Annotated in this window: 10 protein-coding genes and 1 pseudogene; 9 read left to right on the top strand and 2 right to left on the bottom strand. The window is 69.5% G+C overall.

Features of this window, described 5'->3' with window-relative positions:
• Positions 1 to 43 precede the first annotated feature (43 nt).
• The 9 genes and pseudogenes from ACQP1O_RS19035 to ACQP1O_RS18995 all read left to right on the top strand — a co-directional run bounded on the left by ACQP1O_RS19035 (position 44) and on the right by ACQP1O_RS18995 (position 11,388).
• Positions 44 to 4,306 (top strand): type I polyketide synthase, encoded by a 4,263-nt coding sequence (locus tag ACQP1O_RS19035; RefSeq protein ID WP_433567087.1) that lies wholly within the window; start codon positions 44 to 46, stop codon positions 4,304 to 4,306.
• A complete protein-coding gene (locus ACQP1O_RS19030; protein ID WP_433567086.1) occupies positions 4,303 to 5,718 on the top strand; it encodes an MFS transporter in 1,416 nt (471 codons plus the stop codon). Before ACQP1O_RS19035 ends, ACQP1O_RS19030 begins: the two co-directional genes overlap by 4 nt.
• Positions 5,719 to 5,801: 83 nt before the next feature.
• Positions 5,802 to 7,046, top strand: coding sequence for an acyl-CoA dehydrogenase family protein (locus ACQP1O_RS19025; protein ID WP_433567085.1), 1,245 nt, complete (start codon positions 5,802 to 5,804; stop codon positions 7,044 to 7,046).
• Positions 7,046 to 7,786 carry an SDR family NAD(P)-dependent oxidoreductase gene (locus ACQP1O_RS19020; RefSeq protein ID WP_433567084.1) on the top strand — a complete coding sequence of 247 codons (741 nt, stop codon included), beginning with the start codon at positions 7,046 to 7,048 and terminating at the stop codon, positions 7,784 to 7,786. Before ACQP1O_RS19025 ends, ACQP1O_RS19020 begins: the two co-directional genes overlap by 1 nt.
• Positions 7,777 to 8,250, top strand: a complete 474-nt coding sequence (locus ACQP1O_RS19015) for a PaaI family thioesterase (RefSeq protein ID WP_433567083.1) — start codon at positions 7,777 to 7,779, stop codon at positions 8,248 to 8,250. The genes ACQP1O_RS19020 and ACQP1O_RS19015 overlap by 10 nt, the downstream gene beginning before the upstream one ends.
• Entirely contained in the window at positions 8,223 to 9,254 is a 1,032-nt protein-coding gene (locus tag ACQP1O_RS19010) for a 3-oxoacyl-[acyl-carrier-protein] synthase III C-terminal domain-containing protein (protein ID WP_433567082.1), read from the top strand. Before ACQP1O_RS19015 ends, ACQP1O_RS19010 begins: the two co-directional genes overlap by 28 nt.
• Positions 9,255 to 9,291: 37 nt before the next feature.
• Complete coding sequence (egtA, locus tag ACQP1O_RS19005) at positions 9,292 to 10,587, top strand: ergothioneine biosynthesis glutamate--cysteine ligase EgtA (protein ID WP_433567725.1); 1,296 nt, start codon at positions 9,292 to 9,294, stop codon at positions 10,585 to 10,587.
• 50 nt (positions 10,588 to 10,637) lie between these two features.
• Positions 10,638 to 10,942: pseudogene (locus ACQP1O_RS19000) on the top strand (DinB family protein); the annotation flags it as partial.
• 227 nt (positions 10,943 to 11,169) lie between these two features.
• The gene (locus ACQP1O_RS18995; RefSeq protein WP_433567081.1) at positions 11,170 to 11,388 is read left to right on the top strand and encodes a hypothetical protein; all 219 of its coding nucleotides are present in this window, start codon (positions 11,170 to 11,172) and stop codon (positions 11,386 to 11,388) included.
• A gap of 148 nt (positions 11,389 to 11,536) precedes the next feature.
• Here ACQP1O_RS18995 and ACQP1O_RS18990 read toward each other — a convergent pair whose 3' ends face one another.
• On the bottom strand, positions 11,537 to 11,875 hold the full coding sequence (locus tag ACQP1O_RS18990; RefSeq protein ID WP_433567080.1) for a response regulator: 339 nt from the start codon (positions 11,873 to 11,875) through the stop codon (positions 11,537 to 11,539).
• Between the two features lie 735 nt (positions 11,876 to 12,610).
• The gene (locus ACQP1O_RS18985; protein ID WP_433567079.1) at positions 12,611 to 14,005 is read right to left on the bottom strand and encodes a mercuric reductase; all 1,395 of its coding nucleotides are present in this window, start codon (positions 14,003 to 14,005) and stop codon (positions 12,611 to 12,613) included.
• Between the last annotated feature and the right edge of the window lie 76 nt (positions 14,006 to 14,081).

Genomic DNA, 14,081 nt, shown 5'->3' with positions numbered 1-14,081 from the left:
TTCACGACCGCGGCGGGCGTCACCGGCGTCGCCCGCCCGGTATATGTCTTGGTGGTTACCAGGGAGGGACGAAGAATTGAATACACGGGAAGTTCCAGTTGACGCCGGTGTCGATTCCAATGCGGTGGAACAGCGCATGATCGCGATTATCGGAATGGCGTGTCACGTACCGGGGGCACATGGCATCGATGAATTTTGGCAGCTACTGATGGATAGAATCGATGCGATAACCGAAACACCCATCACACGATTCCCGATCGAACAGTTCTATCAACCGGGCAGTCCCGTGGCCGGCAAAATCATCACTACCGCGGGCGGCTTTCTCGACAATATCGACGGCTTCGACGCCGATTTCTTCGGCATCTCCCCGCGCGAGGCCGAGGCCATGGATCCCCAGCAGCGGCTGTTGCTCGAATGTGCCTGGGAGGCCATCGAGGACGCCGGACTGACCCGCGACCAACTGGCTGGGAGCCGGACCGGCGTTTTCGTCGGCACCGACAGTTCGAACTACTGGGAGCTGCAGAATCGCGGGAAGCCCACCATCTACGGGGTCATGGGCGGCGGCGCGCGCTCGGCCATCGCCGGCCGGTTGTCGTTCGCCTTCGATCTGAACGGGCCCGCGCTGGCCGTCGACGCCGCATGCGCGTCGTCGTTGTCGGCGCTGAACGTGGCGGTGCAGAGCTTGCGCAGCGGTGAGTCCTCGATGGCCATCGCCGCGGGAGCGCACCTGGTGCTGAGCCCGTGGGAGAGCGTGGCCTTCTCCTCGGCGGGCATGCTGTCCCCGGAGGGCCGCTGTAAGTTCGGCGACCGGGACGCCAATGGTTTCGTCCGCAGTGAGGGCGTCGCGGCGGTGATCCTCAAGCCGCTGCCCGCGGCCCTGGCCGACGGCGATCCGATCCACGCGGTGATCCGCGGCGTGGGTTCCAGCAATGACGGCATGGGCAGCGGACTGTTCATGGCCCCGGCCGTCTCCGGCCAGATCGCCATGCTGCGCAACGCCTACGCCGACGCCGGAATCGATCCCGCCACCGTCGATTTCGTGGAGGCACACGGCACCGGCACCCAGGCCGGTGACCCCGTCGAGCTGAAATCGCTCGGCACCGTGCTCGGCGCGAATCGCACCAAGCGGCTGCTGGTGGGCTCGCACAAGACCAATATCGGGCACAGCGAGGCGGCGGCCGGTCTGATCGGCGTGATCAAAGCCGTACTGTGCCTGCGTCATCGGAGCGTGCCCGGCAATCTACACCTGCGCACACCCAATCCGATCATCCCGTGGGAGGAGCTGCCGCTGACGCTGCCGTCGGTGACGACGCCGCTCGAGGATGACAAGCGGCTGGTGGCCGGGGTGAGCGGTTTCGGTGTCTCGGGCACCAATGTGCACGTGGTGCTCACCGAGATGGATCCGGCCACCGCGACCCGCGTCCGGCATTCCGACGCCGGGCTGCTCGAGACCGGCGACGCGCAGCTGCTCACCCTCTCGGCCCAATCCCACGAGGCGCTACGGGATCTGGTGCGCTTCCATCTGACCTATCTGGGTGCCCGCGGCGCCGGCCGTCACGAGGACATCGGGGATATCGCCTATACGGCCGCGGCCCGCCGCACCCATCACGACCGCCGGGTCGCGGTGGTCGGCGCGACGCACGACGAGTTCGTCGAGCAGTTGCGCGCCGTGTTGCACGGCGACGCCGAATTCCTGTCCCACGACCGGCCGCGGGTGGCGTTCGTCTTCCCCGGGCAGGGCTCGCAGTGGGTCGGCATGTGTCGTGAGCTGCTCGAGGTTTCGCCCGCGTTCCGCCACGCGCTGGTGCGCTGCGATGCCGCCATCCGGGCCGAAAACGGTTGGTCGGTACTGGAATTGCTGCGGGACGGCGCCGAACTCAGCGGCATCGACGTGGTGCAGCCGACCCTGTGGGCAGTGGAGATCGCGCTGGCCGAGACCTGGCGCGCCTGGGGTGTGGAACCGGATCTGGTGATCGGGCACAGCATGGGCGAGGCGGCGGCGGCCTACATCGCCGGCGCGCTCAGCCTCGAGGACGCCGCCGCGGTCATCTGCCGACGCAGCGCGCTCATGCGCCGCGTGGCCGGGCAGGGCGCGATGGCGGTCGTCGGCCTGTCCATCGACGCCGCGCGCGAGGTCATCGCCGAGGTGTCGACGCGGGTGTCGGTGGCGGTCAGCAACGGTCCGAAAACCACCGTGCTGTCCGGTGATCGGCAGGTGCTGGCTGAACTGAAGGCCACCCTCGAGGCCCGCGACGTGTTCTGCCAGATGGTCAACGTCGACGTGGCCTCGCACAGCGTGCAGATGGATCCGGTGCTCGACGATCTGGTCGAGGCGCTCGCCACGATCACACCGCTGGCCGGGACCGTACCCGTGTACTCCACGGTGTTCGGCGAACCCGTCGCGGGCACCGACCTCGGGGCCGGGTACTGGGCCCGCAACCTCAGGGAGCCCGTGCAATTCAGCGCCGCGATCCGGGGCGCCGCGGCCGAGCGGCCCACCGTCTTCGTGGAGATCAGCCCGCATCCGATGCTGGTACAGGCCATCCGCGAGAACATCACCGATCTCGGCGTGACCGGTGAGGCCGTGGGTTCGCTGCGGCGCGACCAGCCCGAGCGTGCCACCCTGCTGGCCGGATTGGCCGCCCTCTACGAGCGCAATACGCCGATCACCCTGTCCCGCCTGTATTCCGGCGGCCGGTGCGTGCCGCTGCCGCACTACCCCTGGCAGCGTGAGCGATTCTGGCTCGCCGACCCCGACTCCTCGCTGACCACCAACGCGCTCGCCCGCGAGTTCGTCCTCGACACGACGGCCTCGCCGTATCTGCTCGAACATATGGTGAACGGCGTCCGGCTGGTGCCGGGCACCGTATTCCTGGACCGGGTACGGCAATTCGGGCAGGAGACGGCAGGCGGGCAACCGGTCGCGGTCTCCGATGTCGAATTCGTCGCCGCACTCGTTCTGACGCCCGGCGAAACCCGGGCGCTGCGCGTGGAATTGACGCCCGCCGAGTTCGGCGTCTGGCGGTTCACCGTGACCGCCGCCGAGGGCCCCGGCGGCCCGATGGTCGAGCACTGCCGCGGCACCGTGCACACGGGTTCGATTCCGCCGCAGGCCCATCGGCCGCTGGCCGAGATCCGGGCCCGCCTCGTCGAGCACTGCACCGAAGCCGGGTTCTACGCCTGGGCCGAGGAGGGCGGCACCGCATGGGGTCCGTCCTTCCTGGCCCTGACCGAGCTGTGGCACGGCCCGGGCGAGGCGCTGGCCTGCTTCGAGCTGCCCGCCGCGCTGGCCGCGGATCCCGAAGCGGCCCTGGCCCATCCGGCGCTGCTGGAGGCGTGCGCCGCGCCGCTGCTGGCGCTGTTCGACACGCCGGTCTGGATGATCGCCGATCGTCTCGACCTCGCCCGGGTCGGTGAGGCGCCGATCCACCGGGGGTGGACCCACGTCAAGGTCACCTCCTCACCCACACCTTCCACGGTGATCGCCGATGTCACCGTCTTCGATGATCAGGAGTCCATCGTGGCCGAGCTCACCGGTCTGCGCGTCCATCCCACCGCGAACCCGCTACCCGAAATCCCCTCGCTATCGGAGCTATCCGCGCAATCGGCGACGCCGGCGGCCACTGCGGCCCCGACCGAGTCGGGCGCACCGGCCGGTAGCGGCCCAACCATCGAGGTGCGCGGCGAACTCCGCATCCGCGACGCCGCCAGCCGGACCGTGCTCGAGCTGTCCGGCAGCCTGGCCTTCCGCCCGGACACGATCGCCTCCTTCGGCGCCACGCCGGCGGAAACCGTGGCGGCACTGCCGAATACGTTCGCCCCGGAGGCGGTCACGCCCGCTGTTCCAATGGCCCGGGTCGCCGCGCCCACGGCTCCCGCGCCTGTGCCCGTACCGCAGCCGACGAACGGCCGTTCCCTGGTCAGCGTCCCGAACGGCCGTTCCGCCCCGCAAACCCGCCCCGCCCCGGCCGCCGACGACGCCGCACCCGCACCTGCCCCGGCAGCAGCGGCACCAGCTCCGGCTCCGGTCGTGCAGCGGCCCGACACCAGCCCGCAAGCGGTGCTGGACAGCCTGATCGGACAGATCGCCGCCGTCACCCGCCGCCCGGCGGCCAAGATCGACGCGCGCAAGTCCGGCACCGAGATCGGGCTGGATTCGCTCATGTCGCTCGAGGTGAAATCGCACCTGCAGCAGAGCTTCGGCGTCACGGTGCCGGCCAGGCTGCTGCTGGACGCGGATTCCCTGCGCACCGCCGCCGAGCAGATCGCCGCGCTGGCCGGACCGGACGGATCGAACGCGCCGTGACCACCATACTCGCGCCGACCGGCGCCCGGCGGGCCGGGCCGGTCATGGTGGTGCTGGTCGGCGCCCAGTTCATGATCTCGATGGATGCCACCATCGTGAACGTGGCGCTGCCGTCCATCCGGCAGCAGCTGGGTTTCAGCGACGTCACGCTGAGCTGGGTGGTCAACGGGTACGCGCTGCCCTTCGGCGGCCTGCTGCTGCTGGGCGCGCGGCTCGGGGACCGGCTCGGCGCGCAGCGCGTGTTCCGCTGGGGCACGGTCATTTTCGCGGCCGCCTCGCTGTGGTGCGGGGTGGCGTCCGGGCCGATCGAGCTGGTTGCGGCGCGGGCCGCACAGGGTGTCGGGGCCGCGATCATGTCGCCGGTGGCGATGACGCTGCTGGTCGCGCAGTTCGACGGCCCGGCGCAGCATCGGGCACTGGGGTGGTGGGGCGCCATGTCGGGGCTCGCGGGCGGGATCGGCATGCTGCTCGGCGGCGCGCTGACCACGGTGTCCTGGCGCTGGAACTTCTTCATCAATGTGCCCATCGGCGTGGTGATCCTGCTGCTGTCGCGGTTCACCGGCGACCGGCGGCTGCCCGCGGTGGGCCGCCCGGACGTGCTGGGCGCACTGCTGAGCACCACCGGGCTGATGCTGGTGGCCTACGCGGTGATCGGCACCGAACGGCTGGGCTGGGCGGACTGGTCCACCACGGGCCTGCTCGGCGTGGCGCTGCTCGTGCTGGCCGGGTTCACAGCGTGGGAGACGCGGGTGCGTGATCCGCTGGTGCCGTTGCGCATCTTCGGGTTTCGCAGCGTCTCCGCCGGCAACACGGTCATCGCCCTGGTCGGGGCGATCGGTCAGATCACCTATTTCACCGTGACCCTCTACCTGCAGCAGGTGCTCGATTACACACCGCTGCAATCGGGTGCGGTATTCCTGCCGATCAGCGTGTCCCTGTTCGTCGTCTCCACCGCCGTGCCCAGGCTCATCCGCGGCCTCGGCCTGGCCTGGTCCCTGGGCGGCGGTCTGATGATCGCGGCGGGTGGGCTCATCTGGCTCGCGGCGCATCCACCGCATGGCTCGTACACCCGAGATGTGCTGGGCCCCACTGTGCTCTGGGCGGTCGGCTGGGGTATCGCGCAGGCGGCGTCGTTCGTGGCGGGCGCGCAGGGTGTGGAGTCGGACCTGGCCGGGGTCGCCTCCGGCCTGATCGCGACCACCTACCGGCTCGGCGGCGCGATCGGCCTGGCCAGCATGATCACCCTCGCCGCCACACGCACCGAGCAGCTGCGGGCCACCGAATCCCAGGCGCGGGCACTGGCGGGCGGCATCACCTCCGCGTGGTGGGCGGCAGCGGGCTGCGCGCTGGTCGCGGCGGCCGTGACCGTGCTGCTGCGCCGTCGCGCGCCGGCGGATTCCGCCGCGCACTGAACCTTCGGACCCCACCGACTTTTCCACCCGATCGCGGCCGCCACGGCCGCGATCAGCGCTCGACCGAGAAGGTATGAAAGACAATGGAATTCACGCTGACCGATGAGATGATCACCTGGCGCGCCAAGGCCCGTTCCTTCGCCGACACCGTCGTGCGGCCGGTCGCCGCGCAACTGGACGCCCACTCCGATCCCGAGCTCGCGTGGTCCTGGGAGCTGGTCGAGGCAGCCAACGAGCACGGTCTGCGCCAGGCCCCGCTACCGGTCGAGTTCGGCGGCGCGAACACCGATTACGTCACCAACTGCATGATCCTGGAGGAGATCGCCGCCGCCGATCTGGGCACCGCGGTGGTGCTGGCCCAGCACTGGAAGTTCGCGCAGATGCTCAACGAGCTGGGCACCGAGTCCCAGCGCAAGAACCATCTCGCCCGCAATGCCGACAACCCGCGCGGCCTGTTCGCGGCCTCGTTCACCGAGCCGTCCGCCGGCTCGGACAACCTGCTGCCCTACACCGGCCGCGGTGGCGGCATGCAGACCTTCGCCGAGAAGGTCGCGGGCGGGTACCGGATCAACGGCATGAAACACTACATCTCCAATGCCAACCGCGCCGACACCGTGCTGTGCTTCGCCCGCACCGACAAGGACGGCCCGCTGACCCAGAGCGTCACCGCGTTCGTCGTGCCCAGCGACGCCGAGGGCTTCCGCATCGGCCGCGTGCACGACAAGAACGGCGAGCGCATCGCCAACAACGCGGAGATCTTCTACGACAACGTCTTCGTGCCCGGCGAGGACGTGCTCGGCGAGCCCGGCACCGCGCTGCGCAGCGTCGGTCGGCTGCTGCGCGCCAGCAACTCCTACGCCGCCTCGTGCGCGCTGGGTGTGGGCCGCGAATGTTTCGACCGTACCCTGCGCTGGTGCCGCGAGCGGGTGCAGGGCGGGGTGCCGATCATCGAGCACCAGGCCGTCGGCTCCTATCTGGCCGATATGTACCTCAACGTGGACGTCAGCCGCACCTACATCTGGCGCGCCGCCTGGCAGGCCCGCACGCCGGAGACCTTCGATCCGGCGCTCGCGGTGGCGCCGAAACTCATTACCTCCGAAGCCATCTTCGACTCCGCGCGGCGCGCCATGGAGCTGTGGGGCGGGCACGGCGTCATGAAGGAGAACGGCATCGAGAAGCTGCTGCGCGACGCCTCGATCTGGCTGCACTCCGATGGCACCAACATCATCCTGCGCCAGCGTCTGGCGAACCTGCTGCGCAACGGCGTCCCGGACGCGATGATCTGGGACGCGGTCCCGTCCGGCACGGCGATGGTCGGGATCATCTGATGCGGCTACGCGGGAAGGTCGTGATCGTCACCGGCGGTACCCGCGGGCTGGGGCGCTCGATCGCCGAATCCGCGCTCGCCGAGGGCGCGAAGGTGGTGTGCGCGTCCCGGTCCGCCGGGGACGTGGAGCTGATCCGCGAATTCGGCGGCGACCGAGTACATTTCGAGCCGACCGATGTGCGGGACCTGGCCTCGGTCGAGAACCTGATGGCGGCCACGGTGCGCCACTTCGGCCGTCTGGACGTGCTGGTGTGCAACGCCGGGATGAGCAACGACGGCATGATCGCCACCATCGCTCCCGAGCGTTGGACCGAGGTGATCCAGACCAATCTGATCGGCACCTTCTATTGCGTGCGCGCGGCCGTGCCGTACCTGAAGGGCAGCGGCGGCGGGCGGATCATCGCCATCTCCTCGGCGCTGTCCACCCGGGTCTCACCCGGCGCGAGCGCGTACTGCACGTCCAAGGCGGGGATCGAGATGTTCGTGCGGTCCTGTGCCGCCGAGCTGGCCGGGGACGGCATCACCGTCAACGCGGTCGCACCGGGTTTCGTCGACACCGGGCTCGGCGCGCGCCTGTCGGACAACGACCTGGTGTGGGACCAGGTCGCCGGGCGGCTGCTGTCCGGTCGCAGCGGGACCGGGGACGAGGTGGGCAAGTCGGTGGTCTTCCTGGCCAGTGACGATGCGTCGTATGTGAATTCACACATCTTGGAAGTGAACGGGGGATTGCTGTGGAGCTGATCGAGGGACAGACGCTCAACGATGCCATTGCGGCCGGATCGACCTGCTGGGCGTGCGGGCCGGCGCGCACCGACGGGCTGCTGTTGCGCTATCTGCCGGAGGGTCCGGGCGTGGGGACGGCCTGGTACGCCGATCCGCACTATCACGGCGCGCCGGGCCGACTGCACAACGGCGTGGTGGCGGCCCTGCTCGAGGAGGTGGCGGGCTGGGCGGCCTACCGGCTGTTGACCGACGCCGGAATCTCCTTGGCCGGCTTGGCGATTGCCGAGCTGACGGTGGAGTACCGGCAGCCGGTGCCGACCGAGGTGTGGGTGGCGCTCTACGGCGAGGCCGCGCCGGTCTCCGACGGGTTGGCCCACACCCGCGCGGAGCTGCGCGTGGACGATGTGGTGCTCGCGACCGCGAAATGCACCCTGCGCACCGGGCAGGAGTTGACATGCCCACCAGAGAGCCGGTCGCGGTGATGGCCGCGACCCGCTGGCTGCCCGCGGTTCGCCAGCAGCCCGCCGACGTGGATCCGGCGCTGCGCCCGGCGGATCCGGGCTATGCGGCGCTGGCGGTGTCGGAATCGCTGTCGGGTCCCGAGCTCGCGGTGCTGGCCGGGCGGGACGCGCTGGCCGGGGCCGGATGGGACGGCGCGGACCTCGGGCTGCTGTTCTACGCGTGGAGTCACTATCAGGGACACGACTTCTGGTCACCGGCGCACTATGTGGCCGACCGCCTCGGCGCGCAGGCCGCGCTGCCGCTGGGCATTCAGCAGATGTGCAACGGCGGCGCGGCCGCGGTGCAGGCCGCCGCGGCCTACCTGCGCGGCGATCCCGGCTGCCGGCGCGCCCTGGTCGGTACGGGTGATCGCTTCGCCGAGCCCGGATTCCGCCGCTGGACCGGCGATTACGGTGTCGCCTACGGCGATGCCGGGACCGCGGTGCTGCTGTCCACCGAGCTCGAGGCACGGCCGCGGCTGTGGCTGCACACCGTGGCCACCGTCGCCGCCCCCGAACTGGAGGCCATGACCCGGGGCGACGATCCGGCCTCCCCCGCTCCGCGTTGGCTGCGCGGCACCATCGATATCCGCGCCACGAAGAAGGCCTTCCTGCGCCGGCTGCCCCGCGATCACTACGCGGCCATCGAGCGCCGGAAGGTGACCGAGGTGATCACGACGGCGCTGGCCGACGCGGACCTCACCGGCGACGATCCGCGCCTGACTCGGGTCGTGCTGCCGCGCTTCCACGCCGACACCCTCGAAACCGCCTACCGCCCGTTGCTATCGGAACTGACCCGGGCCACCCTGGTCGACTTCGGCCACGACACCGGACATCTGGGCGCGGGCGATCTGGCCGCCGGGCTGGCCGATCTGCTCGGCGAATCCCTGCTGGCGCCGGGGGAATCCGCGCTGGTGCTCAGCGCGGGCGTCGGCTTCACCTGGTCGTGCGCGGTGGTCTCGCGCCCCGAGCGAACCGAGGAGTGACACCGTGATCGACCTGACCCACGACGCCGCCGGCGGCATCCGGCCGGACGCGAATCCCGCTCCGGCGGAGGAACTTCCGTCCCGCGCGGCCGCCGAGGCCCATATCGCGGGCGTGTGCTTCACGCAGGGGCCGCCGACCCTGATCGGCGCCGAATTGGAATGGCTCACCGCCGAAGCCGCACGCTCGGCCCCTACCGGGGCGGCCGGTCCGCGGCCCCCGGCGGCAGCGCTGGCCGCCGCCCTCGGGCCCTACGCGCCGCGCTCGATCGCACCGGACTCCCCGGCACTGGCGCTGCCGGGCGGCAGCCGCGTCACGGTGGAGCCCGGCGGCCAGATCGAATTGTCCAGCGCCCCCTTCCAGTCCGCCGACGACCTGTGCGAGCGGCTCGACGCGGACGTCCGCTTCCTGGACGGCCTGCTCGAAACTCGTTCCATCCGGCGGCTTTCCGGTGCCGCCGACCCCAAACGTCGACCGGATCGAGTGCTCTGCTCACCGCGCTATCGCGCCATGGAGCGAGTATTCGACGGCATCGGACCCTTCGGCAAGCTCATGATGTGCAATACGGCCGCCACCCAGATCAGCGTGGACGCCGGGGCCGACGCCGACGAGGTGGCCGCCCGCTGGCGGGCCCTCTACACCATCGGGCCCGCACTGGTGGCGGCCTTCGCGTGCTCGCCGGCGCTGCGCAGCGCACCGGTCGGCAACTGGGCGTCCCAGCGCATGCGCGCCTGGCTGCGTCTGGACCTCACCCGGACCCGGCCGCCGGTGCGGGACTGGCAGGATCCGATCTCCGGATACGCGCGCTGGGCGTTGCAGGTGCCGCTGTTGTGTGTGCGCCGCAGCGGTGCCGAGGACGAGTGGACCGCGCCGGAGGGGTCCACCTTCGGCGACTGGCTCTCGGGCGCCTTGGATTCCGAGCTGGGCCGCCGCCCGGACCGCGATGACCTTGATTATCACCTGACCACGTTGTTCCCGCCGGTGCGTCCGGCCGGGCACCTCGAGATCCGCTATCTCGACGCCCAGCCCGGCCCGGACTGGCGGGTGCCGGTACGCACCATCGAGGCGCTGCTGTCCGCGCCGCGGGTGATCGCCGAGGCGACGGCCGTGGCGGCGCCGGTGGCCGAGCGGTGGCAGGCCGCCGCCCGTGAGGGCCTGGCCGATCCCGAAATCCGTGCCGCCGCGGTGGATCTGCTGGCACTCGCCGAAGCGCACGCCCGGACACCCGCCGCCGGCCGGGACCTCGCCCGCGCGGTGCAGCGGTGCCGGGACGCGCGCATGCCCGATTGCGCAGTCGCGACCGCGCACCGCAGCGCGGTGCGCGCGGCCGGATGACCGACCGATCACCGCACGCCGACCGTGCGGACGACAAGGGTGGGACTGTGATGGACGCTCGGGTCGGCGGTTCACGCCTGGCCAGAACAGACCGTTCCGAAGCCGAGCGGCTCCGGGAGCGCATCGCGGACACACTGCGGCAAGCCCACGACCGCACCGCCGCACTCACCGACTGCGTCTCCGAAACCAGTTGGCGGAGCAGCATTCACCGCTGATGAGCCCGCCGGTCTGGGACCTGGCACACATCGGCAATCAGGAGGAACTGTGGCCGGTACGCGATGTCGGCGGCCGCGCGGCGGTCCGCACCGACATCGATCAGCTCTACGACGCCTTCCCCCACGCCCGCGCCGACCGGCATTCGGGGGCACCCGTCCGCGTGAGCACTTTGTCGTAACAAGTGCGCGTATGCCACCCGCGAGAGGTGGCCGACCCGAACGAGCCGGTCACGGCGATAGCGTGCGCTTGGTCACAGTCGACTTCTGCTGAACTGTAGGCGAATGTTCGGTTGACAATCCGTGACATACTTCCCGCACCCGGGTGCCGCCACTGTGATGCGCGCAGCCCCTGTCGATGTGAGAACCGATGCACGATGACCCCGAGCTCGCCCAGGCCCGCAATTTCCTCGGCGACCTTCGCCAGCATGCACTGACCCTGACGCGCCGCCGCGAGTCCATACCCTCCGCTGCCGCACCTGAGATCCAGTCATTCGATGCCGAACTTGCCGTGGTGCGCAGTCAGATCGACAAACTCCTCAGGCGGTTCCCCGCGCTACAAGCCGGTTCTCCAATCCTCGCCGACTAGCCGCGACCGGGACGCAATTCATATCCCCAACCACATCGACGCGAATCATCAACTCACTCAAACGTATTCGGTCGCGCCTTACGGAGGGCCGCCACAGGTCGAGCCACTCGTCTGCTGGCGCGCCGCCGAGACCGACGTGAAGCCGTACTCACAGCTCGAGGCGGGTATGGATGCGGGTGAGCAGTTCCGCCGTACGGAACGGCTTGGGCAGGTAATCACATGCTCCCGCAGTGAGCGCGAGGTCGATGATGGCCGGATCCGTTTCGGCAGACATGATCATGATCGGCATCGAGGAACTCTGTCGCAGACGCAGGCAGACGTCGATGCCCGACAGGTCGGGCAGCAGCACATCCAGCAGCACCAGGTCGGGATGCCATTGCGGGGCGAGCGTGAGTGCCTGGGTGCCGGTCGCGGCATGGACGGCGTTGTACCCCGCGGTGGCGAGGACCAGGAGGGCCATCTCGGCGGTGGTGGCGTATTGCTCCACAACGAGGATCCTGGCCTCAGCGGGCCCCCGGGATGGCGGAGGGATCCGCGGACGTGGCGCACGCCGAGCCGACAGCTGATGAGTATTCATGAGTTACTCCTTCGACCGGATCCCCCGACCCGTCGCGTTCGCGTGCTTCGTCACCATCATCGATGGTGCGATCGGACCGATCGGGCCCTCACGTCGAAACCGGGCCTTGACGCTAAGCCCGTCGGCAACCCATCAGCAATACAAATGTCGGAATTGTCCCGCCGAGTCGGATACTGTTCACCCCGCAGTGACCTTTCCGTGCCTTCGAACGATCACCGTGACCGCCTCGCGATGCCGCGCGAGCAGCGACGTTCCTCTGAGAGGGCGACCAGGGCGATGAACCCACATCGACCGGATCCATGGGATGGGACATCGGTGACCGGTTCTCGTCTGGTGCCACGACGCCCCAAACTGCCTGGCGAACGATGCGGATCATCGGATCAGAGAGCTCGTCCGACGGCTTGCCGACTAGTTTCCGGCTGTCGGTGCCCTGACGATCGATGATTCCCGGCCCCAGACAAGAGTTTTCATCGCTCGCCCTGACGGCGATGTCACCTACCGTGAGAACCAGAGCCGCGGCTGTGACCAGCAGAACCCAGCACGACGCCGTCGACTTCATCCGCTGCACGCTCAATCTCGACCAGCTCGTGCTACCGGCTCGGCGAATCAGCCTTTCCGCCACGGTCGGCAAGCATGGCCGGCCGCTTAGTTGTCGGTGTCGAACATCGTGAAGAGGGTGTTGAGGCCTTCCGCGAGGAGCGGGTGTGTGAAGATCGCGTCCGCCATGGCGGTGGATGTGAGCTTGCCCAGCATGGCCACCTGGATCATGGTCATGATCTCGCCGCCTTCGCTGCCGAGGACCGCGCAGCCCAGGATCTGCCCGCTGCCGGCGTCGACGATGGCCTTCATGAAGCCGCGCGTTTCCCCGGTCTCGATGGCCCGGATGACAGCGCTCATCGGGAGCTTCGCCACCCGGATCGCACGTCCTTGCGCCCTGGCCTCGCGCTCGGTCATGCCGACGCGGCCGAGCTGCGGGTCGATGAACACCGTGTACGGGACGACTCGGTCCCGCGTGCTGACCTTCTCGTGGGCGATCAGGTTGGCGTGCAGGATGCGGTAATCGTCGTAGGAAGAGTGGGTGAAGGCCGGGCCGCCCTTGACGTCGCCCATCGCGTAGACGCCGGGGACGCTGGTTCGCAGGTACTCGTCGACCTCGATGAAGCCGTGGTCGTCGAGACGGATGCCGGCCGCCTCGGGGGCGAGCGCCTCGGTATTGGGGATGCGGCCGATGGCCGACAGCAAGTGCGATCCTACGAGCTGTTGCTCACCGTCCTGGGTGCGAACGTTCAACCGCAGCCGGCCGCCGTCGGCCGGCTCGACCCGGACCGGCGTCGAGGAGGTCAGGACCGCGATGCCCTCATCGCGCAAGATTGCGGCGACCTCGTCGGAGACGTCCTCGTCCTCGATCTTCAGCAGGCGAGCGGCGCGTTGGATGATGGTGACCTCGCTGCCGAACCGACGGAACATCTGCCCGAACTCGAGCCCGATGTAACCGCCGCCGAGGACGATCAGGTGCTCTGGGAGCTCGTCCAACTCCATGATCGACGTGGAATCGAGCACCGGGACCTCACCCGCGCCGGTGATCGCCGGCGGCTTGGGCCGGGTGCCGGTGTCGATGACGATCACCGGCGCGCTGATCTGTCGCGTCGCTCCGTCGGTCAAGGCGATCTCGATTGTGTTCGGCCCGGTGAAATGGGCCTCGCCTTCGATCAGGTCGAGCCCGTCTACCGGCAGCCGGCTCGCGTAGTTCTGCCGCGCGCCGGCGACCATGGCACGTTTGCGCTCGCGCACGGCCGCCAGGTCCACTTCTACCGGACCAATACGCACGCCGTACTCCGCGCCGCGGCGCGCCTGGTAGGCGAGGCGTGCGCTGGCGACCATCGTCTTGGTCGGGGTGCATCCCGTGTTGACGCAGACACCGCCGAGGTGGTCGCGCTCGACGAGCGCCACCTTCTGGCCCGCCTTGGCCAGCTCGAGGGGCAGGAACCGGCCGCCCTGACTTGTGCCGATCACGATCGCGTCGTAACGCTCATCAGCCATTGCTTCTACCCCCATCTCGGACGAGTGTGATGGCACGGACCGTTGCGCAGTTGTTCTGCTCGGTCTGCATGGATGA

Source organism: Nocardia sp. CA-151230, assembly GCF_050942175.1.
Lineage (GTDB): Bacteria > Actinomycetota > Actinomycetes > Mycobacteriales > Mycobacteriaceae > Nocardia.
Note: the sequence above shows the minus strand (reverse complement) of the source record. Positions and strands in the feature narration are given on the sequence as shown.

Coding starts and splice junctions, on each gene's coding strand:
- ACQP1O_RS18995 (WP_433567081.1), top strand. CDS start 11,170: ATGCACGATGACCCCGAGCTCGCCCAGGCCCGCAATTTCCTCGGCGAC.
- ACQP1O_RS19020 (WP_433567084.1), top strand. CDS start 7,046: ATGCGGCTACGCGGGAAGGTCGTGATCGTCACCGGCGGTACCCGCGGG.
- ACQP1O_RS19010 (WP_433567082.1), top strand. CDS start 8,223: ATGCCCACCAGAGAGCCGGTCGCGGTGATGGCCGCGACCCGCTGGCTG.
- ACQP1O_RS19035 (WP_433567087.1), top strand. CDS start 44: ATGTCTTGGTGGTTACCAGGGAGGGACGAAGAATTGAATACACGGGAA.
- ACQP1O_RS18985 (WP_433567079.1), bottom strand. CDS start 14,005: ATGGCTGATGAGCGTTACGACGCGATCGTGATCGGCACAAGTCAGGGC.
- ACQP1O_RS19025 (WP_433567085.1), top strand. CDS start 5,802: ATGGAATTCACGCTGACCGATGAGATGATCACCTGGCGCGCCAAGGCC.